Source organism: Methylobacter sp. BBA5.1 (genome assembly GCF_000746145.1).
Taxonomy (GTDB): domain Bacteria; phylum Pseudomonadota; class Gammaproteobacteria; order Methylococcales; family Methylomonadaceae; genus Methylobacter; species Methylobacter marinus.
On record NZ_JQKS01000014.1, the window covers coordinates 18,627 to 45,011 of the forward strand.

Consider the following 26,385-nt stretch of genomic DNA (forward strand, 5'->3'; position numbering starts at 1 on the left):
TCCGCATTATTACTTATTTGAGCGCATATATAGAACCTGGCAAGATACTGATGATATTCTGTCGAGCAATCATATTAAATTGCAAAGCACAACGGCGGACCGATTATAAAAAATCGGTCCGCCGTTGAATAATACCAATTAAATTACTCAATAATATCCAATCCGCCCATATAAGGCAGCAAGGCCTCCGGAATGCGGATCCGTCCCTGGGCATCCTGATAATTTTCCATGATCGCAATCAGGGTTCTGCCGGCCGCCAGACCTGAACCATTCAAGGTATGCACCAACTCGGGTTTACCGGTTTCCGGATTGCGCCAGCGCGCCTGCAGGCGGCGGGCCTGAAAATCCCTGAAGTTACTGCATGAGGATATTTCTCGATAAGCGCCCTGCCCCGGCAGCCAAACCTCGAGGTCATAGGTTTTCGATGATGAAAAGCCGGTATCGCCGGCGCACAACAACACCTTGCGATAAGGCAGTTTCAGTTTTTTCAGGACGTTTTCGGCATGCTCGGTCAGTTCTTCATGCGCCTTGGCGGACTCTTCAGGCTTGACGATCTGCACCAACTCGACTTTTTCAAACTGGTGCTGGCGGATCATGCCGCGCACATCGCGTCCGTAAGCGCCGGCTTCGCTACGGAAACAGGGCGTATGCGAAACGAACTTCAGCGGCATGTCCTTGGCGTCTACGATAACGTCCCTGACAATATTCGTGACCGGCACTTCGGCGGTGGGAATCAGGTAAAAGGCCGGATCATTGTCGACCTTAAACAGATCGGACTCGAACTTAGGTAACTGACCGGTACCGCGCAGACTGTCGGCATTAACCAGAAACGGCACATACGTTTCGTTGTAACCGTGCTCCAGCGTATGCATATCCAGCATCAGCTGAATGATCGCGCGCTGCAGTCTTGCCAATGGGCCGTTCAAGACCACAAACCGGGCGCTGGCGATTTTGGCGCCCAGCTCAAAATCCATGCCTCTCTTTGACCCCAGGTCGACATGATCCTTGGGCTCGAAATCAAACACAGGAATGTCGCCCCAACGGCTGATTTCGATATTATCGTCTTCACTTTTGCCGTCCGGCACGCTGACATCAAGTATGTTAGGAATGCTCTCCATCAAGGCGGCCATTTGCGCTTGAATACCGGACAGTTCCGTTTCCGCCTCTTTCAGCTGATCGCCCAAATGCTGAACCTGATCCAAAAGAGGCTGAATATCCTCGCCTTTGGCCTTGGCCTGCCCGATCGACTTAGAGCGGCTGTTACGCTCGTTCTGCAGTTCCTGGGTTTTAACCTGTATGTCTTTGCGCCTGGCTTCCAGGGCAGTGTAAGACTCCGTATTAAAACTGAATGAACGCCTGCTTAATTGTTCCTTCACATAATCAAGATCAGTTCTAAATATATGGGGATCTAACATGACGGTGTAGTTACCTTTTGAAATTAAGAAATTGAGTGAGTATGAGCTGTTGCCGGCCAGCTGACGATATGTTTGAGATCCAGTTTTAACTGGAGTTCATGAATAGCCTTTTCGACTTTCAAAGGCTCGTCGTAAAACTCGATGATCAACGGCAATTCCAGCGACAGATCAAGCAGCGACGACGTATGGATCTCGCCTGAAGCACCCATTCCGGCGATACCGCGTATCACCGTGATGCCTGTAATTTTTTCTTCGTTGCGCAGAATGTCCAGGACGCGATCAAGATAATCATGACCTTCCAGCATATAGACTCTGGCAATCGTTATATCTCTTGTATTCATATCTGCCTGCCTACCCATAAACCTGTCCAAAGTACTAAAACACTGATCAAACCATTACCGACAAAAATGCCCAGCATTAAATTCAAATGCGCTTCAAATGAATAACCGTGCTCAATCAAATACAGAACCAGATACAAACCTGACAAGGTTAAATAAAGTCCTACGATGATTATCATAATCGCAGCCCGGTATTCCATCGACAGCGCTACTTTCTGCAGCAGGATAGTCGCTACAATACCTATCAAGAAAGCACCAATGGCATTGACCACAACCAACGCATAAGGAAACAGCCCGCCCGGCCATTGAATAACACCGTCCGAATAAAGAAACAGCGACCGTCCTGAAAGCAGACCCAGCCAGACGGCCAATAACCCGGCGCTGATACTGATCAGGACATTCAGGCCGGCCTTGGTGAAACTGCCCTGCTCCATCAAATAAATCGTTTCCAGCGAAAAGCTCGAAAACGTCGTGAATCCGCCCAGGATGCCCACCAGAATGGCGGCCCGGTATTCCATTGCGAAAGTGATACGCTGCAAAATCAGTGCCTCGGCCAGCAATCCGATTAAAAACGAGCCGATGACATTGACGGCTAGCGTGCCGTAAGGAAAGCCCCGGCCCAGCCACTGATAAACGCCTGTTGAAACTAAAAAACGCAGTACTGAGCCAAGCGAACCGCCCAGTGCCACGGCAATCAATTGATTCATATTTACTCAGGCGCTGCCCGCGCCCTTATAGGCAATAAAATGATCCCGGTAGTAACGCAGTTCTTCGATCGATTCGACGATATCGTTTAGAGCGATATGCGTGGCCTTTTTACTAAAACCGCCTTTCAGTTCCGGCGCCCATCGGGCAACCAGTTCCTTAAGCGTTGAAACGTCCAGGTTGCGATAATGGAAATAGGCTTCCAGTTTTGGCATATACCGATAAAGAAAACGCCGATCCTGACAAATGCTGTTACCGCAGATGGGCGACTTGTTTTCCGGCACCCATTCCTTGATAAATTCCAGAGTCAGACGTTCGGCTTCGGCATCATCAATCGTTGAAGCCTTGACCCGATCGATCAGGCCGGATTTGCCGTGGTATTTCTGATTCCAGTCATCCATAGCCGCCAGCGCCGCATCGGACTGATGAATCGCCAGTACAGGACCTTGAGCCAGAATATTCAAGTCCTTGTCGGTGATGACCGTGGCTATCTCAATGATTAAATCGGTATCGGGATTCAGCCCCGTCATTTCCAGATCTATCCAGATGAGATTCTGTGGATCCTGCGCCATATTATTGATTCCATAATATTAATAAGGTTGCGGTAAATTGTAGCATTGGCTAATCTGTATGCCTAATTCTTAAACTTGCGTTTTAAACCCATGAATACCTTTACCATTATCTTTATAATCGCATTGATAATTTCCTTTTCGGTTCAGTTCTGGCTGTCCAAACGCCAGGCCGCCCATGTCAAAAGTCATCGTTCCGACGTGCCCGAAGCGTTTAAAAACAGCGTTTCCCTGGAAGCCCATCAAAAAGCAGCCGACTATACCATTGAAAAAGGCAAACTAGGCGATATTGACAGCATTATCGGCGTTATCGTCTTGCTGCTGCTGACGGTAGGCGGAGGCATCAATGCCGCCTTCGAATTCTGGGCATCTTTTGACTTGTCGTCTCGGATAGCCGGCATCGGCGCCATAGCCACAGTTTTCCTGGCCATGTCCCTGATTGACCTGCCGACCAGCATTTATCAGACGTTCGTCATTGAAGAAAAATTCGGCTTTAACAAAAGCACGCCCAAACAGTTCGTCAAAGACCAGTTGCTGCAGATGGCGCTGGTCGCGGCAATCGGCCTGCCTTTGCTGGCTCTGATCCTGTGGGTAATGGACAATATCGACCTCTGGTGGTTATGGGCATGGGCTATCCTGATCAGCTTTTCACTCCTGATGAGCTGGCTTTACCCTACCGTCATCGCGCCGCTATTCAATAAATTCACCCCCATGCAGGAAGGTGCGCTGAAAGACAGGATTCAGGGCTTGCTGGCGCGTTGCGGCTTTAACAGCCAGGGCATCTTCATCATGGACGGTTCCAAGCGCTCGGGCCATGGCAACGCTTATTTCACCGGCCTGGGCAATAACAAACGCATCGTGTTCTTTGATACGCTGGTCGATTCCCTGGATGACGAGGAACTGGAAGCCGTGCTGGCCCATGAACTGGGGCATTTCAAGTGCAAGCATGTGATTAAAATGCTGATCGCCACCTCGATCATGAGTTTGATCAGCCTGGCGGTCCTGGGCTGGCTGATCGATCAGCAATGGTTCTATACCGGACTCGGCGTGGAACAACCGTCCAATGCCGCCGCCCTGTTGTTATTCATGCTGGTTTCGCCGGCCTTTACCTTTTTCATGCAGCCTGTCAGCGCTTATTTTCAACGTAAGTTTGAATTCGAAGCCGATGATTTCGCATCAAAAAATGCCCAGGCCAGCAAGATGATCAGCGGCTTGGTCAAGCTGTATGAGGAAAACGCCAGCACATTGACGCCGGACCCTCTCTACTCGGCTTTCCATTACAGTCATCCGCCGGCGGCTATTCGCATCGCGCATCTGGAATCCAAGATACAAAGCGCATAATGGCTGAACTCCTTGAAGGCTTGGTGCTCTCTCATTTAGGCCAGGGCATCGCCGTTGAAACCGACGGCAAAATCTACCTGTGTCAGACCCGCCGGCGGCTCGATACCGTCGCCGTCGGCGACAGAGTATTGTGGCTGCAATCGGCGCCCGACCAGGGCCGTATCGAAGAAATCCTGCCCAGGCGGTCGTTATTGGCACGCCCTTCCAGAAATAGCAAGGTCCGCCCGGTAGCCGCCAATATCGACACCGTCTTCGTGGTGTTCGCCACCGAACCTTATTGCGATTTTCTGCTGATCGATCAATACCTGGCCGTCTGTGAGAACCATCATATCAATGCCGCTTTAGTGCTTAACAAAATCGATCTGGGGCAATCGGATAGTATCGAGCAGGAACTGCTGGACTACCAGAAGCTAGGCTATGCCCTGTACCGGGTCAGCACCAGAATCCCAGATCATAAAGGCCTGGAGGAATTGAAACAGGCGTTAAAAAACCAGGTCAGCATCCTGGCGGGCCAATCGGGTGTCGGCAAGTCTTCCTTAACGAATGCCCTGATCCCCGACAAGGAACTTAAAACCAATACGATCTCGGCGACGACCAAGCATGGCCGCCACACGACCACGGCCGCGACGCTGTATCACATGGAGCAAGGCGGTGATCTGATCGACAGCCCCGGAGTCGCCATTTTCGGACTGGCAGGTCTTACCGAACAGCAACTGGCTTATGGTTACAGAGAATTTCAACCTTTGCTGGATGAATGCCAGTTCAATGACTGCCGTCATTTACACGACAAGGGGTGCGCCGTGCGCGCAGCGGCCGAAAATGGCCGTATTTCAATGAAGCGCTATCAGCGTTTTTTGAAACTTAGGGAGAAAATGCCGCCCACATAGCCTCTTATTATCAAGAGAATCAATGATCATTATCAAGCCGACCGGAGTATAGAAAGTATGGAACAGAGTATCTTCAAGCTGGGCATCCCCGGTTTCAACTACGCGGATTTATACGACTCCGCGCGCCTGAAGGATTTACTGGCGATATTCGATAAGACCGTCGAGCAGCAAAATCCCGAACTTTTCGCAGCCTTTCAAGATTACCGACTGACTCAGGGCTCGGGCTTGCAACCGGTGGAAATTTCCGACCTGCTGGTACGCATGGGGCCTTATGTCGGCCAGTTCGTCGCCAAACTGTTCAATGTCTCCGAGCAACATCAGAACCAATCCATAAAAATCCGGGACGACTTCGAGACGATCTTTGCCTACAAGCACGACGTCGTCGACAAGCTCAATACGCTATTTAAAGGCCAGGATGTCAGCCAGTGGGACATTACCGCCACACTAAGTCGCCTTGAACTGCTGATCGAAGCCGGCTTTCCGGAAGCCAATGCCGATACCGACCCCGAACGCCGCGTAGCCCGCGTCGGCGCCGAACTGACGCGACTGGCCCGCCATTACGAATCCATCGCCAAAGGCCAAACCAGCGACTACGCCGATGCCGATCAGGTCGTGCAGGCGTTGCGCCGGCACCTTGGCGAACATGGCTCGGTTGCCATTCTGTTCGCCGACATTCTGGCCCTGCAGGATGCGGCCGAATTCGTCAGCCGCCTGCTGGACATCGTGCAGCGCTGGAGCTTTATCGCCCTCAATGACCCGCAAGTCCGCCGGACGGTCGCCGACTGGCTCAGCTTCAAAACACCCGAAAAACGCGATTTCGACGATCTCGTCGAGCATGAAATCATCGATCGCGGCCCTTATAAAGTCTGGATGGGGCCGAAAGAACTCCGCAAGCGGCGCGATGGTTTCGCCCTGACCGATCCACGCTTTGATGAAAGGCAGACGCTGTATGAAGTCGACCATTGCATCTACTGCCATGAGCGCGACACGGACTCCTGCTCCAAAGGCATGCGCAACAAGAAAACCCAGACGTTCAAAACCAACCCGCTGGACGTGGTCATCACCGGCTGCCCGCTCGATGAAAAAATCTCCGAGATGCATCTGGTCAAACGCCGGGGCGACAATATCGGCGCGCTGGCCATCGTCATCATCGACAACCCCATGTGCCCCGGCACCGGCCACCGCATCTGCAATGACTGCATGAAGGGCTGCATCTATCAAAAAACCGATCCCGTCAACATTCCGCAGATCGAAACCAATGTTCTGACCGACGTGCTGTTCATGCCTTACGGGTTTGAAATCTACAGCCTGCTGACGCGCTGGAACCCGCTAAATATCAAGCGTCCTTACGCCCTGCCCTATAACGGCAAAAACGCGTTGGTCGTGGGCCTGGGGCCGGCCGGCTACACCATGAGCCATTATTTGCTGAACGAAGGTTTCGGCGTCGCCGCCATCGATGCCCTGAAACTGGAGCCGTTGCCTGCCGGATTGACCGGCGATGCCGACACGCCGCCCGAACCAATCGAGGATTTCAGCACTCTTTACGAGCAATTGAACGAGCGCCGGCTGGCCGGTTTCGGCGGTGTCGCCGAATACGGCATTACGGTGCGCTGGGACAAGAACTTTCTGAAAGTCATCTATGTCAACCTGCTCCGTCGCCGGAATTTCCGCGCTTACGGCGGCATCCGTTTCGGCGGCACGCTGACCATCGACGACGCCTGGGACCTGGGTTTCGACCATATCAGCATTGCCACCGGCGCCGGCAAGCCGACCATCATTAACTTAAAGAACAATCTGATCCGCGGCATCCGCAAAGCCTCCGACTTCCTGATGGCGCTGCAATTGACCGGCGCCGCCAAAACCTCCTCACTGGCCAACCTGCATGTGCGTTTGCCGGCCGGCGTCATCGGCGGCGGCCTGACCGCGATCGACACCTGCACGGAACTCCTGGCCTATTACCCGGTACAGGTCGAGAAAATACTGGCGCGTTATGAAAAGCTGGTGCAGGTATTCGGCGAGAAAAGCGTACGCATCCGCTACGATGCGGAAGAGATCGAAATCCTTGATGAGTTTCTGGCCCACGGCCATGAAATACGGGCCGAACGTCAGCGCGCCGACGCCGCCGGCGAGAAACCGGACTTTCATCCCCTGCTTGAAAAATGGGGCGGAGTTACCTTGTTCTACCGCAAGGGCATCAAGGATTCGCCGGCTTATCGGCAAAATCACGAGGAAATCGCCTCGGCGCTCACGGAAGGCATTGCCCTGGCCGAAGGCCTGAGCCCGAAGGAGGCGCGGGCCGATGAGCACGGCCATCTGAAAGCGGTACTGTTTGAGCAGATGGCTTTGGATAACGGCCGCTGGACGAGCGCCGGCGTCGATGTGACCGTGCCATTACGCAACCTCTATATCGCCGCCGGCACATCGCCCAATACGATTTATCAAAGCGAGCATCCCGACACCTTCGAGATGGATCGGCAATTCTTTCAGCGCTATCAGCCCGAATGGCCAGGCGGCGATCTGGAACTGGTCCCCATGGCTGACGAAGCCGCGCCCAAACTGGGCAAGCCGGCGCCGCTGACCTCCTACCGGAAAGGCGATAAATTCATCAGTTTTGCCGGCGACAATCATCCGGTCTACGCCGGCAATGTCGTCAAAGCCATGGCCAGCGCCAGAGACGGCTATCCTTATATCGTCAAACTGTTCGAAAAACAACTGACCGGCCTGGATCCCGCACAACAACCACAACGCGATGCCGCGCTGCGGACCCTGTTCGCAAACCTCGACGAGGCTCTGGTAGCCAGAATTGTCGCCATCAACCGCCTGACGCCGAATATTATCGAAGTCGTTGTGAAGGCGCCGATGCAGGCCAAGCGCTTCCAGCCGGGGCAGTTTTACCGGGTGCAGAACTTTGAAGCCCATGCCCCGGTCGTCGAAGACACGGTGCTGGCCGCGGAAGGCATCGCCCTGACCGGCGCCGAAGTGGACAAGGAAAAAGGCACGATCTCGCTGATTGCGCTGGAGATGGGCGCCTCCACGCGCCTGTGCTTCGGCTGGGACATCGGCGACCCGCTCATCGTCATGGGCGTCACGGGCACGCCGACGGAAATTCCGCAGGGCAAAACCGTGCTACTGCTGGGCGGCGGCCTGGGCAATGCCGTCCTCTTCTCTATCGGCAAAGCGTTGCGGGCAGCCGGCAATCGGGTGATTTACTTTGCCGGTTACAAAAACAAGCATGATGTTTTCAAGGTCGAGGATATCGAGGCGGCTTCGGATATTATTATCTGGTCGGTCGATAAAACGCCCGATGTCGAGGAACCCATCAGGCCGTCACGTCCGCAGGACAAAACCTTTATCGGCAACATTCTGGAAGCCATGATCGCTTACGCCACCGGTGAACTGGGCGAACAACCCATCCGCCTGTCCGAAGTCGATCATCTGGTGGTGATCGGCTCGGACCGCATGATGGCGGCCGTCAAGGAAGCCCGCTTCGGCATATTGCAACCTTACTTGAAAGAACACGTGGCCATCGGCTCCATCAACTCGCCGATGCAATGCATGATGAAAGGCGTCTGCGCCCAGTGCCTGTGTAAGCATACGGACCCGCAAACGGGCGAGGAATCCTTCGTCTATTCCTGCTATAACCAGGATCAGGAACTGGACCGCGTGGACTTTGGCCATCTGCATGGCCGGCTGCGGCAAAATTCGGTACAGGAAAAGCTGTCGAATCTCTGGCTGGACTATCTGCTGGAAAAACAAAAAGAAGCAGAGCATCATCCGTAAACCCCGCGCCATGCCGGTGTGGCTTAGGATTCGGTTAAAAATAACTTTCCGATTTTTCGCTGAAAATAAGCACTTATGTAGGGGCGAGTTCATTTATGCCCTTTAGGGTATTCGCCCTGGGCGACTTAAGTCGCCCCCACATCTAAAAATTCAGGGAAGTTATTTCTCAGCTTATCCTTAGAATGACACCGGCAAAGGCATTGCCTTGGCGCTTACATTTTCACTGCCGCCAGTGCCGCCTCGGCGCGATCGCCAATATGACTCTTTTCGAAGTCGCCGCGCAAAATCTTTAAGGCGTATTTCTCCCGCTCTATCTCCTGGCGCGTGCGCACGCCCATACGACGAAAAATCGGGACCGGCGGACACCAGCCCTGAATGGCATGCTGGAACAGAAAAGGCAACACAATACCCGGCAACAGCAGCCACCGCCTGTCGTACTTGCTGCCGAGAAAAAGGCCGGTAAACGCCAGCACGGAAGCGTTGGTTTCCAGCACGCGCTCTATATCCCACTCATGATCCAGCTCCCAGATGCGATGCGAAATATCCTCTTTGCTCCGGGTCGCGAAACGCCGGATCCGAGCCTCGATCTCCCGATCTATCTGACGATTGATCGCTTGCGAGCTGCTGGATCGTACCCTATCTGTAGTTTCAACGGTAGTGCTCATCGCTAGCCTCCTTAGGATGAAGTATTCAAAACGCAATACTGCCCGCAAATACCGATAGCGTCGGTACGGAAACGTACACACTATGATAATTCGAACGCTCCGGGCGTTGCGCCTCAGCCAGACAGGCCCGGTCCGAACCGGCCGTCGTGCAATTTAAAGGAACCGTGAAGGCGAAAATTGCCTGGCTTCCGGTTTTTGTTCACAGACCGCTATAGCCTTATGAAAACACTCGTCAGCAGCAACAGGCCCCAGCATTTCACACAATGCCGTGTAAACAAGATGCACCAGACCGGCAAGAGCTTTCTCGTCTAAATTCTCAGCCCAGCCGAAGTCATCAGGCTTGTTTGCCCATCGGCTGATGTGGCCGGCATTTTCTCTTGCGCCTGTTTTCTTATCTTCGGCCAGTTCCATCAGCACCTCGAATAAAGCGTTTTTTTCCGGCAGATACGCCGTCAGTTGTTTCATGAAATCCGAAAATACAACCGTATGCGCAGGCAATGAGGCCATTGCTTCTTGCCGCTCTTCGATGCGCTCCACCGCTGACAATACCGGCGCCGGCCGCCTTTGCACCGGTTTTGGCAGCGGCTGGGACTGATTTTGTTCAAGCATCGTCGACAAAGGGTCCATCTGTAAATCGGTATCCTCGGCCATTAATTGATGAAACCGGCCATACAAGGATTTGCGGATTTCCGGTCCGATACCGAATTCCGAACAAACTTTGCTGATATAAGCAATCAAATTGCTTACGCTGTCGGCTTGATAGCTTCGTTCCAGTAAATGAATCGCCTTGAACAGCTGGTCCTCGGCAAGATGCGGCTGAAAGCAAACCCAGGCCGCCTGCCTTCTGCGTTTATTAGTATCATTCATCACGGCAGCTCCTTATGCCGCATTGGAATCCAGTCGTTTTTGAAATTCAGGATACCCCACTTCATAATGCTCGGTGTAATCCAGTCCGCGCTGCTCATGCAGCGTAGAGGCCCTGACGCCCAGGTAGCTATCCAGCAATTTAAAAAACAAAAACGCGCTAGGAAATGCCCATAAAAAACATGTCACAACGCCGGTTAGTTGCACGAAAAGAGCCGAGACACTAAAAGCGCCCTGCGGAAATAACGCCACCGCCAAAGTGCCCCATGCTCCAGCCACGCCATGCACCGCAACAGCACCGACGACATCGTCCAGTTGCAATCTGTCCAGCAGGTTGACTGCCAGCAGGTAAAAAACGCCGCCGGTAAAGCCCACGACAATGGCCGCCAACGGCGATAAAGAAGCCGCTCCCGCGGTGATGCTGACCAAGCCGGCAATACTGCCGTTGACGGTTGCGGACATTAATACGGGCCGCTTTCTGAAATACATAAACAATAAGGCGCTCAGCGCTCCGGCGCTGCCGCCCAAATGGGTGTTTAAAAGCACTAGCCCCAGATTATCATGTTCCAGACCGCTGATGCTGCCGCCATTAAAACCAAACCAGCCCAACCACAAAACAAACCCGCCCAGCGCCACAAACGGCAAGTTATGGCCGGGGATTTCGCGCGTCTCCCCTTGCCTTGAATAGCGCCCCAAGCGCGGACCTAAAACGATAATTCCTGCCAGGGCGCACCATCCGCCAACCGAATGCACCACGGTTGACCCGGCGAAATCCACAAAACCCAGGCCTTTCAGCCAGCCCTGCTCGTTCCAGGCCCAACTGCCAAATATCGGATAAATAACCGCAGTCACAAAAGCGCTGAAAATCAGATAGGTGGTAAAATGCATACGCTCTGCCACCGCGCCGCTGACAATGGTGGCGGCCGTCGCTGCAAACATGGTCTGATAAGCCAGATTAACGGCTTCGGCAGGAGTGAATTGTTGCGGAAAAAAATGGTTACTCCCTAACCAACCCGTACCGCTATAGCCAAACATCAAACCAAAACCGATGCCCCAGAAAATCAAGCCGCCCAAACACATATCCATATAATTTTTCATCAATACATTGATCGAATTTTTCGCCCTTGAAGTGCCCGATTCCAGCAAAGCAAAACCCGCTTGCATAAAAAACACCAGCATCACGCACATTGCCGTCCAAATAACTTGTAGTTCGCTCATAATCATCCTTATACGTTAAAAACTTCGTAAATGGTGCTAGCAAGCATCAAGCCAAGTCATCAGGATGAACGATAAACGGGCTGTTAAAACGTCTATATCGAAAGTTGATTCAAACTCATACTGAACAATTAAATAAAATCCCTCCTGTCGTGCTTAACTGAAACGCAGCAATAACGAACCAATATGGTGCGCACTCACCTTGACGGGAAACCAGTCAGCCGTAATTTGGTGCGAGATGTGTTTTACTTCATACGCCAAAATAATGGACACAAAACAAGCCGTTCCGATCACGCCAGCAACGGCCCGGTTCGAACCCGGCATGACGGGCCAGCGTCCGGAACTCCTCGATCCCGTATTTGTAGGAGTTTTCGGTATGAATCGATTCGCCGTCCAGAAACTCGAAAGTCTCGCCGGCCACGACAACCCGCTGATGTGATTCACTGCGCAAATGCATCTCGATGCGCCCTTTCGGCTCATTGAAAAAAGCGTGATGGCGAAAACGCCCCAGATCGAAATTCGCCGCCGCCCCGGCATTGATGCAGCGCAACAGATTCAGATTGAACTGTGCCGTCACGCCTGCGCTGTCGTTATAGGCCGCCTGCAATACGGCTGCATCCTTTTTCAGATCGAAACCGATCAGCAGGCCACCGTCAGGCTGCACGCACCGGGCAATGCCGCGCAGCAAAATCTCCGCCTCAGCCGGTTCGAAATTGCCGATGCTGGAGCCTGGGAAAAAGACTGTTTTCCTTTGCCCTTCGGGCAGAAACGGCAACTCGAAATGCCGAGAATAATCCAGGCAGGCGGCGTGGATATTCAGCCATGGATGGTCGACCGCCAGTTCCCGGCTGGCGGCGAGCAGATGCTGTCCGGCGATATCCACGGGCATGTAAACATCGGGTTTCAGCGCCTCCAGCAGCAGCCGAACCTTGCGGCTGTTGCCGCTGCCCAGTTCGATCAGCGTCCCGCCCCGCCCTAGTGTCTGTGCAATGCTGTCTGCGTGTTCGGTCAGAATGGCGATTTCAGTGCGGGTCAGGTAATACTCCGGCAAATCACAGATCGCCTCGAACAACCGGCAGCCTTCCGGATCATAGAAAAATTTCGGCGACAGCGTCTTCCGCGGGCGTCGCAGTCCCTCAATGACTTCGCTCCGGAAATCGGCCTGCGGCGGCTTCAGGTCCGAGAAACAAAGCCGCGGTTCGAGCAGTTCAGTTCGCATCGTCGGCCAACCGTATGCCCATGAACTGCCAGCGATCGGCGGGATAAAAGAAATTGCGGTAAGTGGCCGCGATATGGGACTGCGGCGTCACGCAGGAGCCGCCGCGCAGCACCATCTGATTTGCCATGAATTTACCGTTGTACTCGCCTAGCACGCCAGCCAGGGGCTGAAATCCGGGATAAGGCCGGTATGGGCTTTGCGTCCATTCCCACACATCGCCAAATAATTGATCAGGCTTACACTGGATCACAGGATCAGCGGCAACAGGCTGCAGAAAACCGGCTTCGCGCAGATTGCCGCGCGGCTCGCGATCCTGCGCCGCCACCTCCCATTCCGCCTCGGTCGGCAGCCGCTTGCCGCGCCAGCGCGCATAGGCATCGGCCTCATAAAAGCTGACATGGCAGACCGGCTCGTTCTGATCCAGACGCCTGAGCCCGGCCAGAGTCATGACCCACCACTGGCCGTCCAGACTTTTCCAGTACAGCGGCGCCTGCCAGTTTTTTTGCCGCACCACCGTCCAGCCGTCGGATAGCCACAGATCGGCGCGCTGATAACCGCCGTCCTCGATAAAGTCCAGAAACTCGCCATTCGTCACCAGTCGCGAGGCCAGGCAAAAATTTTCCAGATAAACCTTATGCCTGGGCGTTTCGTTATCATAGGCGAAACCCGTGCCCGAGAAACCGATCTCATGGATACCGCCGTCATACTCGTGCCATTGCAGTGAGGCCGGCTCTCGCTCGATACGATCAAGCTTTGCCCGATAAGCCGGATACAGAGGATTGATGGCAAAATTATATTTCACATCGGCGAGCAGCAGTTCCTGATGCTGCTGTTCGTGATGCATGCCCAATACGGTACGAAAAATAATCTGATCGAGTTGGGAAGCGTCAGCGCTGTCTACAAGCACCGCCATCGCCTTATCGACATAGGCGCGATAATAGTAGACCTCCTGCACGGTCGGACGGGACAGCAAGCCGCGCTGCGGACGCGGGAAAAAGCTGCCGACGGTTTGATAATAGGAATTGAACAAAAAGCCGAAATCGGGATGAAAAACGCGGTAGCCATGCAGATAAGGCAGCAGCAGAAAGGTCTCGAAAAACCAGGTGGTATGAGCCAGGTGCCATTTGGGCGGGCTGACATCGGGCATGGCCTGAATACCATAATCCTCGATGGCGAGCGGTTCGCACAGTTGTTCCGTTTCGGACCTGACGGTTTGATAACGCGTCAGTACTTCGTCCGCCAGGGCATGATCCAGTGCTGTCGAATTTCCAAAAACTGCAAAGTCGATACGGCGCATGAAAAACCCCTTACCAGAGTTAAACTGACTGGCATCCTAAATCCGAACACGGTTCAAGTCAAACCGAAAAACCCTCAATTTTTTCAGGAGTTGCCATTTTCCCTGACGGCCGCCAATACCTGTTCGGCGTGTTTGTCGGCACCGGATGGCAGCGGCGCCGCCGATGATTTAATCCAGGCGACGATGTCTTTCCATAATACCGGAGCCTGCAGGTCACGCAGCAGCATGTGATAACCGTTTTCATAGAAAGCGACTCTTTTTCGATGCTGCCGGTTTTGCATAAGATCCTGCAGAAAACGCAACGTAGGCTGTTTCGGAACAATCTCGTCCTTTTCGCCATACAGAACCAGCGTATCCGTCTGTATTTCCTTGGCGCTGTGCAGCGCCGCGTCCATTAAATTGGTCAGGCCGTACAGCGCTTCAACCCGCGTAGCCTTGATGACCAATGGATCACGCCCGAGTTCCCTGAGCATTTCGATATTATCGGATGGCGTGACCTTGACGATGCCTTTTCCGGTCAACGTCAGCCAGGGCATGGTATGCGACAGCGCCCACAGCAGTGTCTGTTGATACCAGGGCATCGTTTCCCGTCCCCAGACAGCCGGAGCAGCCAGAATCAGTCCATCCACCGGTGTTCTCAAGGACCGTGCCATCGTTGCAATAACAACAGCCCCACCCATGCTTTCACCCAACAAATAAACCGGCAGTCCCGGATGTTTATTCCTGATCAGCCGGACAAATAAATCCAGATCCTGCACATAGGCATCAACGCCGCTCCACAGTCCACGATGCGGACTGCCGCCGAAGCCGCGTTGATCATAGGCGTAACTGATAATGCCGTTCCGCCGGAAAAAATCGCCGGGCTGCTGCAAAAAACGGCTGTAGTCATTGAATCCATGCAATGCTATCAATACCGCCGAAGCCTTATTATTCTCGGGCAGCCATTGCCTGAGCGGTAAGCTGATGCCATCGGACGTTACATAAAGGTTTTCCAGTATTTGCCCATTCGTGACATGGGGACCGGGTTTATAAATTGCTGGGGTACAGGCGGAAAGGGTACAAGCAGAAATCACTGCCAGCATCAACATCGACAAGCTGAGCAATGAAGGAAAAATAAGGCTTTTCATTCGCGATTGTTATTCGTTCTTACAAAAAATCGATAGGTACGCACTATAGAGAGCTAATCAGGGGTGTAAGTTGCAATAGAGGCAGAGAAAGTATGACAAAATTGTTACGCTATCACACATGGAAAATTCAAGCCATTGAAACAATAGATATTTTTACATTTATTCCGCAGTAATAAATATAGAGCAGCCGCCCTACCACTGGATGATAGATAGTCAAGCAAACCGCAACCTCTCAATGCTAGACTATGCAACGGTTGAAGCTACACCCTATCGAACATTAGCTTCTTCACTGGAATATTTTATCCCTTGTCATCAGTCAGCGCCATGCCCTTAACATCGTTTCATCCCGTTATCGCCCAATGGTTCAACGCGCATTTCAACGCCCCATCGGACGTGCAATGCCAGGCCTGGCCGACCATACGCGCCGGCAAATCCACGCTCATCGCGGCGCCTACCGGATCGGGCAAAACGCTGGCGGCGTTTCTGGCCGCGATCGACCAGCTGGTGCAACAGGGACTGGAATCGCCGCTGCCCGATGAAACGCGCATTCTCTACATCTCGCCGCTGAAGGCGCTGTCGAACGATATTCACAAGAATCTGGAAGAGCCGCTGAGCGGCATCCGCGAGGGCTTGGCCGCCTTTGGCCTGCCCGACGTGCTGATCCGCGCGCAGACCCGCACCGGCGACACCTCGCCGGCCGAACGCCACGCCATGAAGCGCTGGCCGCCGCACATCCTGGTCACGACGCCCGAATCGCTGTATATCCTGCTCACCTCGGATTCGGGGCGCGCCATGCTCAGCACCGTGCGCAGCGTCATCGTCGACGAGATTCACGCACTGGCCGGCAGCAAGCGCGGCGCGCATCTGGCGCTGTCGCTGGAGCGTCTGGCGCAGCTGACCGCAACCCCGCCCGTGCGCATCGGCCTGTCGGCCACGCAGAAACCCATCGAAACGGTAGCGCGCTATCTGACCGGCACGACGGCGGCCGACTGCACGATCATCGATACGGGCCACGTGCGCCAGAGGGATCTGCAGATCGAAGTCACGGGCTCGCCTCTGGAAGCGGTCATGGCGGCGGAAGTCTGGGGCGAGATCTATAACCGGCTGGAAGAACTGATCGGCCAGCACCGCACGACGCTGATCTTCGTCAACACGCGGCGTCTGGCCGAGCGCGCGGCCGCGGCGCTGGCCGAACGGCTGGGCGAACAGTACGTCACGGCGCACCACGGCAGCCTGGCCAAGGAACACCGGTTGTCGGCCGAACAGCGCCTGAAGCAGGGCTCGCTGAAAGCGCTGGTCGCGACCGCGTCGCTGGAGCTGGGCATCGACATCGGCGACGTCGATCTGGTCTGCCAGCTCGGTTCGCCGCATGCGATTTCGACCTTTCTGCAGCGGGTCGGGCGTTCCGGACACCGGCTCGGCGCCGTGCCGAAAGGCCGCCTGTTTCCGCTGTCGCGCGACGATCTGGTTGAATGCACGGCCATGCTGGCCGCGATTCAGCGCGATGAACTGGACCGCATCCAGATGCCGGACGCGCCGCTGGACGTGCTGGCGCAGCAGATCGTGGCCGAAGTCGCCTGCCGCGAATGGCAGGAAGCCGAACTGTTCAAGGCCTTTGTCGTCGCCTGGCATTACCGCGAGCTGAGCTACCAGCAGTTTCTCGACGTCGTCAAGATGCTCAGCGACGGCTTCCACACGCAGCGCGGCCGGCGCAGCGCCTACCTGCACCGCGATGCCGTCAACGGCCTGCTGCGACCGCGCAAGGGCGCCAAGCTGACCGCACTGACGAACGGCGGCGCCATTCCCGACCAGTTCGACTACGATGTGATCATGCAGCCGGAGGGACTGTTCGTCGGCACACTGAACGAGGACTTCGCCTTTGAAAGCCTGCCCGGCGATATCTTCCAGCTCGGCAACAATTCCTATCGCATGCTCAAGATCGAGCAGGGCCGCGTGTATGTCGAGGACGCGCACGGCCAGCCGCCCAATATTCCGTTCTGGTTCGGCGAAGCGCCGGGCCGCAGCGATGAGCTGTCGCAGGCCGTCTCAAACCTGCGCGCGACGCTGGACGCCAGACTCGAACTTGGGCAGGAGGCGGCCTACCGTTATCTGGCCGACGACCTGCAGCTGCCTGCCGCCGCGGCCGAACAACTGCTGCTGTATCTGGCCGCCGCCAAGGCGGCCTTGACCGTGCTGCCGACGCAGCAGCGCATCGTGTTCGAGCGTTTCTTCGATGAAACCGGCGACATGCATTTCGTCGTTCATTCGCCGTACGGTTCGCGCATCAACCGGGCCTGGGGCCTGGCGCTGCGCAAGCGCTTCTGCCGGCGCTTCAACTTCGAGCTGCAGGCCGCGGCCAGCGAGGACAATATCGTGCTGTCGCTGGGGCCGACGCACAGCTTTCCGCTGGAAGAGCCCGCACAGTACCTGAAAGCCGCGACCGTCAGGGGCATACTGGTCCAGGCGATGCTGGCGGCGCCGATGTTCCCGACGCGCTGGCGCTGGGTCGCCAACACGGCGCTGGCCGTGCCGCGCAACCGCGCCGGCAAGAAAGTTCCGGCCTATTTCCAGCGCAACAACGCCGAGGATCTGATCGCGGTGATTTTTCCCGATCAGCTCGCCTGCTTCGAGAACATCGCCGGCGACCGCGAAGTGCCCGACCATCCGCTGGTCAATCAGACCTTGTCCGACTGCCTGCATGAGCTGATGGATATCGACGGTTTGGAGCGCCTGCTGGCCGGCATCGAACAGGGCACGGTCGACATTGTTGCGCGCGATCTGGCCAGCCCGTCGCCGCTGGCGCTGGAAATCCTAAACGCGCGCCCTTACGCGTTTCTGGACGACGCCCCGGCCGAGGAGCGCCGCACACTGGCCGTGCAGCAGCGCCGCTTCATGGACCCGCAGACGGCCGCCGAAACCGGCCAATTGAATCCCGAGGCCATCGCGCGCGTACGCATGGAGGCCTGGCCCGAGGCGCACACACCCGACGAACTGCATGACGCGCTGGTGGTGCTGGGCTTTCTGACCGAGGCCGAAGGCGAGCGCGGCCCGCTGTCGTCATTGCATGAGCGTCTCGCGCACGGCTGGCCCGAGCTGCTGGAGTCGCTGATGAAGGTCAGGCGCGCGACGGTCATGACTATAGCCGACGATACGCGCCTGTGGGTTGCGGTCGAGCGTCTGAAAGCGCTGCAATTAGTTTTCCCCGATGCCAGGATCGACCCGGTGATCCGGCCTGTGGATGCGAACGAAGCCGCGGATCGGGAGCGCGCGCTGGTCGAAATCCTGAGCAGCCGCCTGGAAGGACTGGGGCCAGTTACGGCCGCGCAGCTGGCCGCATCGATGCGGCATGATGTATCCGAAATTGAAATCGCCCTGCTCGCCCTGCAACAGGAAGGCGGCATCATTCAGGGCAAATTCACGCCGGGCGCCGAAACCACCGAATGGTGCGAGCGTGGCTTGCTGGCCCGCATCCACCGTTACACGCTGAAACAGTTGCGCAGCGAGATCGAGCCGGTTTCGCCGGCCGACTTCATGCGTTTTCTGTTCCGCTGGCAGGGGCTGGACGAACCGGGCACCGGCGAGACGGCGTTGCAGCAGCGCTTGTTGCAGCTTGAGGGATTGAGTCTGCCGGCGGCCAGCTGGGAGGCCGATATCCTGCCCGCGCGCATCCGGCCCTACGCGCCGTCCGATCTCGACAAGCTGTGCAGCGCCGGCAAGATCAGCTGGCTGCGCCTGCACCTGCCCGCCGGCGCCGCAAAACGCAAGAGCCCGGCCGGCAAGAGCACGGCTTTCAGTTTCATCGCCCGCGCGCATCTGCCGCACTGGCGCGCTTATGCGCCGCTGCCTGCTATTGAAGCGCTGGAATTGTCGGGCAAAGCCGAAAAAGTCTACGAGGCGCTGAAGCAATGGGGCGCCAGTTTTTTCGAGGAACTGCTCGGCGAAACCGGCCTGCTGAAGTCGCAACTGGAAGAAGCGCTGGCCGAGCTGAGCGCCTGGGGTCTGGTCACGGCCGACAGTTTTCAGGGATTGCGCACGCTGATTACGTCCCGGCAAACCCAGCACCGGCTCAGCCAGCGCTATTCGTTTTACGACCCGTTCGCGGCGGCCGGCCGCTGGTCGCTGATCCGCAGACATCCGGCGGCCGAAACGGAGCGCCATCAGCATTGCGAGCATATTGCCCAGGTTTTGCTGCGCCGTTATGGCGTCGTATTCCGGAAAGTGCTGGAACAGGAAAACAACCTGCCGAGCTGGCGGGAACTGCTGTATGTGTTCCGGCGCATGGAAGCGCGCGGCGAATTGCGCGGCGGGCGTTTCGTACAGGGTTTTGCCGGCGAGCAGTATGCGCTGCCGGAGGCGGTCGGCGTTCTGCGCGACATTCGCAAGCAGGCAAAGCGCGGCGACCTGATCGCCATCAGCGCCGCCGATCCGTTGAATCTGACCGGCATCATCACGCCCGGACTGCGCGTGCCGACGCAGGCAAGCCGGCGCATTCTGTACCGCGACGGCGTCCCGGCCGCCATGGGAGTACAAGGAAAAGTCGATTTTCTGGAAGACATTGAGCCCCAGGACCAGTGGCAGCTCAAGAATGCCTTATTGCGCCGACGCTAGAGAAACATAAAAAAGCCACCGACAGTAAACCGGCGGTGGCTTTTATTCGACCAAGCATCGGAACGAGGCCCGACGCTTCTTGATTACACTTTTACTGCTGTTTTGTCAGCTTGCGCAGGTGATCGAAAATGAACTGCCTTTTAACGATCAGCACATAGCTAAACAGACCCAGCAGAATGCCATAGAACAGTCTGCCGATGGCAGAGGTTTCCTCAACAGTCGGCGCGGATCCGACCGCTGCCTGTTGAGCAGGAACTGTAGCCGTGGCCGAAGTTGCCTGGCCTTCGGCGCCTTTAACCTCAGGCAAACCTAAACTGCGCCAAGCGTCATAGTCCTGCCAGATCGGATAATTTTTCTTCCAGAAATCCTTCGAGAAGTAAGGTGTCAGGCTCATGCCATGCGTTTTAGGGATGCCTTTTTCATCCAGGAAGTCTTTATAGACTACCAGGCTGATATCGCCGCCCTCGCCCGTACCGTTGGTCGTAAAGGACTTTTCGACATGGTCATGGAACATCCAGATGCCCTGGCCAAAGCTATGTAGACCGTCATCAACACCGCTCAATTCCAGATCGATACGCTGGGCGGGAACCATGGCATGCACATCGCGCGTGATATATGAACTCGGGCCGTTATCGACGCCGTCATAATGCGTGATGGTTGGTTTGTGACCATGGATATGGACACCCAAAGCTTCGGTATGGCCATTCAAAATACGCAATTTGACCTTCTTATCCGACTCCATCTCGATCAGCGATTCCCTTAATGTATAAGGGAAAGAACGGCCGTTGAGCATGAAATAGTCATCGGTCGCTTCGGTTACGTCGTAATCGACATTCAGATGTTTGGCAAGCAGGCGCGGATCATTGGCTGATCTAGCGACAATTTCATGCAGTTCCTTATCAGCAGACTCATAATGCAAGTCATATTCCCTGACGTATTTTTCCTGGACGGCCACCGATGGATGACGCACTTGACCATTACCGACGTTAAAGGTTTGCAGCCAGTTATTCGGGCGATTTTCCTCAATGATGAGCATCCCTTGCAGGCCCATGGGAATATGGGTGTGTGGCTGCACGTGGCAGTGGTAATACATGGTTCCCGGTTGACGCGGCCTGAACACATAGGTTTTACTTTCGCCTGGCATGATATCCATGTTGCTGGTCTGACCTACGCCATCGTTGCCGTGGTCCATGCGGTCCATATAGGGATGATCGACACCATGCAGATGCAGGGAATGCGGCAGATAATGGGTGTTTTCAACAACCAGCCAGACCACGTCATCCTGTTCGACACGGATAGCCGGCGATGGCACGCGCAGCAAAGGATTGGCCTGAGGCTCATATAAGCTTAAGGTCGACATATCACGGGTCTTGGGCGCAAAGACCCAGAAAGTCGGCCGTATACCCGGCGCTATATCAAACTGGGTAGTCAATTCAGGGCTATCGGGGGAATGACCGTTCAGTTCGACGATTTCGAGTTTGATGACAATTTTGTCGGGGTCGCCATCGCCATCCATATCATCCGATTTGGTGATGGCATCGGCGGCCAGTTGAGTTTCCATCAAGGTTTCCATGGAAATGCCATTCGTGCCTTTAACAAAAGCGGCAATTTCGGCAGGGTTATCAGGCGTACACAACTTTGACGCCTGTATCTGTACCCCATCAATAACCTGATCCTGGCGCCATTCTTTTGGCGTGAAGTCAGAACATACCTCTTCCACCTCTCCCATTTCAACTTTGGCCGAAGGTGGTAAATCATTAGCTGCCTGTATCCAGGGAGGCATAAGGAGCATCGCAATACTCCAACTAATGGTAAGAAGTTTTTTACGCATAACATGACCTCGGAAAATTTCACTCATAAAATAACTCGCCGATATAAAACGGAAAGAATACAAACGCGACTATTTTAAACGAATCTGGCGCAAATTTCTTTCTTAACGCCCGAATAAAATAAAAACGGCAGTATTTTCAATATTTTGTGGTGGGTCTTGAATGACAATCAAACCCTTGATGTGTGATTTGATAATTGCTTATAGGATTCTGTTTGAAACGACAAACTGGTTTTTTCTCTACTGTATGGGTCATTGCTTACCCATATGGCCGGCACAAAACCGCCATGCAATATCTCTCTCATCCTTGCGAACACTCTCCTCTTTTACACAAGTCAACTGATTAGTGCCAGTCGCATTATATTAACAAAACATTCGACTTAATCAGTTACAAACAGTTCCCCCTGCTCCATGCTAATCGATTGACTGTCAACCCACCCTAAATACCACTATTTTTTTAATGTTATTATTTTTGATTCTATTACATTTTTCTGTGATTTTTAACCTTAAATGGCAAATTTTTGCCTGAAATCGGGAAAATTCTCTTTTATGAAGCAGCAATTTTGTGAGTGTGAAAGTATTCAATTTGAAGGATTTAAGCACGGATGGCACGAACGTCCCTAAGGATGGAGGTGATAAAATTGCGTCTGGAAGTAATCGAGAGCACGAAGTTTAATGCATTGATTTGATTTATTTTTTTCTTCGTGTCCTCGGCAACCGCTGAATTACAGGGATGTAATGAATTCAGAAAATGCATAATGCCATGGATGGCGTGTAGTAGAGTAATGCAGGGGCAGTTGCCGAGAGGTAAAGTCCTGACCGGATATTACAGCGTCAATAGTTTGATTCCAAGGCATGATTTCGTGATTTAGAATTTAAATTGTATGGCTATACTTAAGCACACCACTCCAAAACCGACTGAGGACAAACCATGTTGATTACCACCACCCCGAATATCGAAGGCAAGAAAATCACACAATACTGTGGTGTTGTAGCCGGCGAAGCCATCCTCGGCGCAAATTTGTTCAAGGACTTTTTCGCGGGAATCAGAGATTTGGTTGGTGGAAGATCCGCCACTTATGAAAGGGAGCTTCAACATGCCCGGGAAATCGCGCTTCAGGAATTGCGGCAGCAAGCGCAAGACATGGGGGCAAATGCCATCGTCGGAATTGACCTCGACTATGAGGTTCTTGGTAAAGGGAATGGCATGTTAATGGTTTCTGCCAGCGGAACGGCGGTCGTTATTGAGTAGCGACTCAGACGGACCGGGAGCGCCTGTCGGCTATTAAGGACCCGAATGACTTGCTCTCGTTACCCGGATTGATGGAAAAGCCGGGACAGGAAAATAGCCACCCCGGCCTGAAATTGCTCCAATACAAATTTTCTCAGCGGTCGGGCCTCTGCAATTTGGGCAACAGGCCGGGCTCAATACCATAAACCGCCTATTCTCCAGCGTGGCCTGCGCTGGACTCTTTGTAAATGTAATGGAATCGTGAGCGGTTTGGAGAGCCCCGAGGAATCGGTGGCAGGGTTATGCATTATTTTGAAAGAGGATTTCAAATGTTTTATCCGTTCCTCGGTCGCAGGATGCGTTCTTAGCAATGACGGTTCAGGCGTTCCGTGTCCGGCCAGAAACAACCACTCGAACAAGCCCGCGCTATAATATTCCATCTTGAATAATGCGCTCGCCAATCCATCCGGGTCGCCTGTCAGGTAAACGGCATTCACATCGGCTTCAAACTCGCGCGCTCTCGACAACGCGAGCTGTAGCAGGCTATTGATAATAGGTGCAAAAAGCATCATTATTATTGCCGTCCAAGGCACTACAACCCCGGTCAGCAGAAACATCGGCAAGTTGATCAGCAATAATAACTGACCCAAAGTAGACAACAAACTGGTCATTCGGCTCAGCATATCGGCGATATCCATCACCTGAATGTCATTATTGTTGATATGGATGATTTCATGGGCGATAACAGCGGTAAGTTCACGCACGCTCAGTGCGCGCAGCAGGCCGTCAGTCAGCACGATAGCGGATTTATCATGGTTACCTATGGCAAAAACATTCATGGTGCGGCTGGACACATAATACAGTTGTGGAACGGCCCCAAGTTTAGCGCTTTCCGCCAATTCCGAAACCAGTTTTTGCAGCCCGGGAATCTCATTATGACTCATCGGCTTTGCCCGATACAGATTAAGAATGATATCGGGCGAGAACTTGATGACAATGGGCAGCAGGGCTATGCTGATCATCACCATCCACTTTAATCCTTCCAGCCCCGTTAACAAATAACTGATAAGGGCTAATAGGAATAGCATTGAACCAAGTAAAATCATCGACTGAAAAAAATTAGTCAGCCGGTGCTGATTGAATTGTTTTTGTTCTAGGATTGCATGCATATTCACTGTTTCATCTCGCTTTTAAGTAGTGCTGTAATTTCTTCCCTAATAACGACTTCTTTTTCTTGCAACAAATTCGCCAACTTATCCAGCACCTCCCGATTGGTGCTAATCACTTCACGGGCGCGCGCTTCGGCTTCCTCAACCAACGCCTTGATTTCATTATCAATAAGACGAGCAGTCTCATCGCTGTAATTACGGGATTCCGACACTTCCGTTTCCAAAAATTGCAACTGTTGCCGTTTGCCGTAAGTCAACGGCCCCAGCTTTTTGCTCATGCCCAGACTGCAAATCATATTGCGGGCAATCTCGCTGGCTTTTTCCAAATCATTCTGGGCACCGGTCGAGATGGTTCCCAGAGCTAATTCCTCGGCAATACGCCCCCCCATCAAAATAGCCAATTGATCCTTAAGCTCATTTTCAGTCGACATAAACTTTTCCTCCACGGGCAGTTGCAATGTAAAACCCAGAGACGATACACCGCGAGGAATAATAGAAATTTTATGCACCGGTTGTCCGGTCGGCACATGTTCGGCGACCAGCGCGTGCCCCGCTTCATGGTAGGCGACCCTGCGTTTTTCATCGGGACCTAATGCGCGATTTTTCTTTTCAGGACCGGCGAGTATGCGATCGATAGCGGCTTCGAAATCTTCCATTTCGACTTTGTTGTGGCCAACCCGCGTCGCTATGATTGCCGCCTCATTGGCGATGTTGGCGAGGTCGGCGCCGACCAGTCCCGGCGTGCGTTTGGCCACTACGGTGATATCGATGTCATCGGACATAACCATTGCCTTGGTATGTAATTTAAGAATCTCGATGCGATCCTGCAGATCCGGTTTATCAACTATAATCTGACGATCGAAGCGCCCGGCGCGCAACAGCGCTTTATCCAGAATCTCGGGACGGTTGGTTGCCGCCATGACCACCACGCCGACCGACGTATCAAAACCGTCCATTTCGGTCAGCAACTGGTTCAGAGTCTGTTCGCGTTCGTCATGACCGCCGAATGTTACCGGCCCACTGCGCGACCGGCCGATGGCATCAAGTTCGTCGATAAAGATCATGCAGGGGGCTTTATTGCGCGCCTGTTCGAACAGGTCGCGAACCCGGGCGGCGCCCACCCCGACGAACAATTCGATGAATTCGGAACCACTGATATTAAAGAAAGGCACGCCCGCTTCGCCGGAAACCGCTCGTGCCAGCAAGGTTTTACCGGTTCCGGGCTGTCCGACCAGCAATATGCCCTTGGGCATGCGCCCGCCCAGTCGTTGAATTTTTTCCGGTGATTTCAAAAAATCTATGGACTCTTTCAGTTCCTGCTTGGCGCTGTCGGCGCCGGCCACATCGTCAAAGGTAATCTTGGGCAACGTATCCTGGTGAATACGGATTTTATTACCCAGATTCAGAAATTCCCTTTGTCCCCCGGTAGTACGGCGAATAATCCAGGACCAGATAAAGACGAATATTAGAATCGGTATGATCCAGTTGAACAGAATATTGGCCAACCAGTTTTCCCCGCTCCTGACTACATATTCAACATTATTCTGTTCCAGCATTTCAGCCAGATCGTTTTGCCACAGCGGTACCGTCATGAATGGCCTGGATGGCTCGTTCGGATCGTCGGATTTGATCACGCCGGTGATGTAACGCTCGGTAACGACGGCCTTCTCGATTTTTGCTTCTTTCAGATATTTAAGAAACTGGCTGTAAGGGATTTCATCGCGTTGAACTTCCTGGATGCTGTTTAGCACAGACAGGGTCAGTATGAATAATAGCGCCAGGTAAATGATTTTGCGCTGCTTGGAGCCGGGCGTTTTTTCAGCCACGGGTTTATTAAGTTCAACCTCTGGCTCCTGCCTGGAAAAAAAACCGGAAACGGTCTGCAACAAGTTCTTCAGGTAGTTGTATAGATTGATTAATAAAGTCTTAATATTGTTTTCCGGCTTATCCATTATACTGATCCCTCAACCTAAAGCGGTGCATTAAAAGCGGCACAGATATTTAAATGATGAGCGGTCCAAATCGCCTATGGGCGGATATCCGCCTGCCCCTGAAGAAATGCGAATAAGACCGCTTCCGCACCCATGAAGAGCTTTCTGTGATCATAGAAAAATGACTCCCCAACCG

At 53.8% G+C, this 26,385-nt stretch carries 18 protein-coding genes; 5 read left to right on the forward strand and 13 right to left on the reverse strand.

Annotation, left to right across the window (positions count from 1 at the left end):
• Nucleotides 1–143: 143 nt before the first annotated feature.
• The 4 genes from serS to orn are packed head-to-tail and all read right to left on the reverse strand — an operon-like array spanning nucleotide 144 to nucleotide 3,030.
• Nucleotides 144–1,415, reverse strand: coding sequence for a serine--tRNA ligase (serS, locus tag EK22_RS09670; RefSeq protein ID WP_036250458.1), 1,272 nt, complete (start codon nucleotides 1,413–1,415; stop codon nucleotides 144–146).
• A gap of 23 nt (nucleotides 1,416–1,438) precedes the next feature.
• Complete coding sequence (locus EK22_RS09675; protein WP_020160404.1) at nucleotides 1,439–1,756, reverse strand: DUF190 domain-containing protein; 318 nt, start codon at nucleotides 1,754–1,756, stop codon at nucleotides 1,439–1,441.
• Nucleotides 1,753–2,460, reverse strand: coding sequence for a fluoride efflux transporter CrcB (gene crcB / locus EK22_RS09680; protein ID WP_020160403.1), 708 nt, complete (start codon nucleotides 2,458–2,460; stop codon nucleotides 1,753–1,755). Before crcB ends, EK22_RS09675 begins: the two co-directional genes overlap by 4 nt.
• Before the next feature lie 6 nt (nucleotides 2,461–2,466).
• Complete coding sequence (gene orn / locus EK22_RS09685; RefSeq protein WP_020160402.1) at nucleotides 2,467–3,030, reverse strand: oligoribonuclease; 564 nt, start codon at nucleotides 3,028–3,030, stop codon at nucleotides 2,467–2,469.
• Nucleotides 3,031–3,120: 90 nt separating this feature from the next.
• Here orn and EK22_RS09690 point away from each other — a divergent pair, with 90 nt between their 5' ends.
• The 3 genes from EK22_RS09690 to EK22_RS09700 are packed head-to-tail and all read left to right on the forward strand — an operon-like array spanning nucleotide 3,121 to nucleotide 9,035.
• The gene (locus tag EK22_RS09690; RefSeq protein ID WP_020160401.1) at nucleotides 3,121–4,368 is read left to right on the forward strand and encodes a M48 family metallopeptidase; all 1,248 of its coding nucleotides are present in this window, start codon (nucleotides 3,121–3,123) and stop codon (nucleotides 4,366–4,368) included.
• Nucleotides 4,368–5,255, forward strand: coding sequence for a ribosome small subunit-dependent GTPase A (rsgA, locus tag EK22_RS09695; RefSeq protein WP_020160400.1), 888 nt, complete (start codon nucleotides 4,368–4,370; stop codon nucleotides 5,253–5,255). Before EK22_RS09690 ends, rsgA begins: the two co-directional genes overlap by 1 nt.
• A 57-nt stretch (nucleotides 5,256–5,312) precedes the next feature.
• Nucleotides 5,313–9,035, forward strand: coding sequence for an FAD-dependent oxidoreductase (locus EK22_RS09700; protein ID WP_036250460.1), 3,723 nt, complete (start codon nucleotides 5,313–5,315; stop codon nucleotides 9,033–9,035).
• A 212-nt stretch (nucleotides 9,036–9,247) separates the two neighbouring features.
• Here the strand turns inward: EK22_RS09700 and EK22_RS09705 are convergent, their stop codons facing one another.
• The 6 genes from EK22_RS09705 to EK22_RS09730 all read right to left on the reverse strand — a co-directional run bounded on the left by EK22_RS09705 (nucleotide 9,248) and on the right by EK22_RS09730 (nucleotide 15,422).
• The gene (locus EK22_RS09705) at nucleotides 9,248–9,700 is read right to left on the reverse strand and encodes a hypothetical protein (RefSeq protein ID WP_020160398.1); all 453 of its coding nucleotides are present in this window, start codon (nucleotides 9,698–9,700) and stop codon (nucleotides 9,248–9,250) included.
• 153 nt (nucleotides 9,701–9,853) lie between these two features.
• Nucleotides 9,854–10,567, reverse strand: coding sequence for a hypothetical protein (locus tag EK22_RS09710; protein ID WP_036250463.1), 714 nt, complete (start codon nucleotides 10,565–10,567; stop codon nucleotides 9,854–9,856).
• Between the two features lie 12 nt (nucleotides 10,568–10,579).
• Nucleotides 10,580–11,782 carry an ammonium transporter gene (locus EK22_RS09715; protein ID WP_081917834.1) on the reverse strand — a complete coding sequence of 401 codons (1,203 nt, stop codon included), beginning with the start codon at nucleotides 11,780–11,782 and terminating at the stop codon, nucleotides 10,580–10,582.
• Nucleotides 11,783–12,029: 247 nt separating this feature from the next.
• The gene (gene egtD, locus EK22_RS09720) at nucleotides 12,030–12,998 is read right to left on the reverse strand and encodes an L-histidine N(alpha)-methyltransferase (protein ID WP_036250468.1); all 969 of its coding nucleotides are present in this window, start codon (nucleotides 12,996–12,998) and stop codon (nucleotides 12,030–12,032) included.
• Nucleotides 12,988–14,295: an ergothioneine biosynthesis protein EgtB gene (egtB, locus tag EK22_RS09725; RefSeq protein ID WP_020160393.1), complete on the reverse strand. Its 1,308-nt coding sequence runs from the start codon at nucleotides 14,293–14,295 to the stop codon at nucleotides 12,988–12,990. The genes egtD and egtB overlap by 11 nt, the downstream gene beginning before the upstream one ends.
• Nucleotides 14,296–14,378: 83 nt before the next feature.
• Nucleotides 14,379–15,422 (reverse strand): alpha/beta hydrolase, encoded by a 1,044-nt coding sequence (locus EK22_RS09730; protein WP_036250470.1) that lies wholly within the window; start codon nucleotides 15,420–15,422, stop codon nucleotides 14,379–14,381.
• Nucleotides 15,423–15,746: 324 nt separating this feature from the next.
• Here EK22_RS09730 and EK22_RS09735 point away from each other — a divergent pair, with 324 nt between their 5' ends.
• Nucleotides 15,747–20,030, forward strand: coding sequence for a DEAD/DEAH box helicase (locus tag EK22_RS09735; protein ID WP_036250473.1), 4,284 nt, complete (start codon nucleotides 15,747–15,749; stop codon nucleotides 20,028–20,030).
• 91 nt (nucleotides 20,031–20,121) lie between these two features.
• Here EK22_RS09735 and EK22_RS09740 read toward each other — a convergent pair whose 3' ends face one another.
• Nucleotides 20,122–21,861, reverse strand: coding sequence for a multicopper oxidase domain-containing protein (locus EK22_RS09740; RefSeq protein WP_036250475.1), 1,740 nt, complete (start codon nucleotides 21,859–21,861; stop codon nucleotides 20,122–20,124).
• Between the two features lie 928 nt (nucleotides 21,862–22,789).
• On the opposite strand from EK22_RS09740, the gene EK22_RS09745 reads away from it, so the two are divergent.
• A complete protein-coding gene (locus tag EK22_RS09745) occupies nucleotides 22,790–23,110 on the forward strand; it encodes a heavy metal-binding domain-containing protein (RefSeq protein WP_020160389.1) in 321 nt (106 codons plus the stop codon).
• 173 nt (nucleotides 23,111–23,283) lie between these two features.
• On the opposite strand, the gene EK22_RS09750 is transcribed toward EK22_RS09745, so the two are convergent.
• Together EK22_RS09750 and ftsH are read right to left on the reverse strand one after the other, a co-directional pair.
• On the reverse strand, nucleotides 23,284–24,111 hold the full coding sequence (locus EK22_RS09750; protein WP_161786416.1) for a zinc metalloprotease HtpX: 828 nt from the start codon (nucleotides 24,109–24,111) through the stop codon (nucleotides 23,284–23,286).
• Nucleotides 24,112–24,260: 149 nt separating this feature from the next.
• Nucleotides 24,261–26,210: an ATP-dependent zinc metalloprotease FtsH gene (gene ftsH, locus EK22_RS09755; protein WP_020160387.1), complete on the reverse strand. Its 1,950-nt coding sequence runs from the start codon at nucleotides 26,208–26,210 to the stop codon at nucleotides 24,261–24,263.
• Nucleotides 26,211–26,385: the final 175 nt, after the last annotated feature.

Coding starts and splice junctions, on each gene's coding strand:
- serS (WP_036250458.1), bottom strand. CDS start 1,415: ATGTTAGATCCCCATATATTTAGAACTGATCTTGATTATGTGAAGGAA.
- EK22_RS09675 (WP_020160404.1), bottom strand. CDS start 1,756: ATGAATACAAGAGATATAACGATTGCCAGAGTCTATATGCTGGAAGGT.
- crcB (WP_020160403.1), bottom strand. CDS start 2,460: ATGAATCAATTGATTGCCGTGGCACTGGGCGGTTCGCTTGGCTCAGTA.
- orn (WP_020160402.1), bottom strand. CDS start 3,030: ATGGCGCAGGATCCACAGAATCTCATCTGGATAGATCTGGAAATGACG.
- EK22_RS09690 (WP_020160401.1), top strand. CDS start 3,121: ATGAATACCTTTACCATTATCTTTATAATCGCATTGATAATTTCCTTT.
- rsgA (WP_020160400.1), top strand. CDS start 4,368: ATGGCTGAACTCCTTGAAGGCTTGGTGCTCTCTCATTTAGGCCAGGGC.
- EK22_RS09700 (WP_036250460.1), top strand. CDS start 5,313: ATGGAACAGAGTATCTTCAAGCTGGGCATCCCCGGTTTCAACTACGCG.
- EK22_RS09705 (WP_020160398.1), bottom strand. CDS start 9,700: ATGAGCACTACCGTTGAAACTACAGATAGGGTACGATCCAGCAGCTCG.
- EK22_RS09710 (WP_036250463.1), bottom strand. CDS start 10,567: ATGAATGATACTAATAAACGCAGAAGGCAGGCGGCCTGGGTTTGCTTT.
- EK22_RS09715 (WP_081917834.1), bottom strand. CDS start 11,782: ATGAGCGAACTACAAGTTATTTGGACGGCAATGTGCGTGATGCTGGTG.
- egtD (WP_036250468.1), bottom strand. CDS start 12,998: ATGCGAACTGAACTGCTCGAACCGCGGCTTTGTTTCTCGGACCTGAAG.
- egtB (WP_020160393.1), bottom strand. CDS start 14,295: ATGCGCCGTATCGACTTTGCAGTTTTTGGAAATTCGACAGCACTGGAT.
- EK22_RS09730 (WP_036250470.1), bottom strand. CDS start 15,422: ATGAAAAGCCTTATTTTTCCTTCATTGCTCAGCTTGTCGATGTTGATG.
- EK22_RS09735 (WP_036250473.1), top strand. CDS start 15,747: ATGCCCTTAACATCGTTTCATCCCGTTATCGCCCAATGGTTCAACGCG.
- EK22_RS09740 (WP_036250475.1), bottom strand. CDS start 21,861: ATGCGTAAAAAACTTCTTACCATTAGTTGGAGTATTGCGATGCTCCTT.
- EK22_RS09745 (WP_020160389.1), top strand. CDS start 22,790: ATGTTGATTACCACCACCCCGAATATCGAAGGCAAGAAAATCACACAA.
- EK22_RS09750 (WP_161786416.1), bottom strand. CDS start 24,111: ATGATCAGCATAGCCCTGCTGCCCATTGTCATCAAGTTCTCGCCCGAT.
- ftsH (WP_020160387.1), bottom strand. CDS start 26,210: ATGGATAAGCCGGAAAACAATATTAAGACTTTATTAATCAATCTATAC.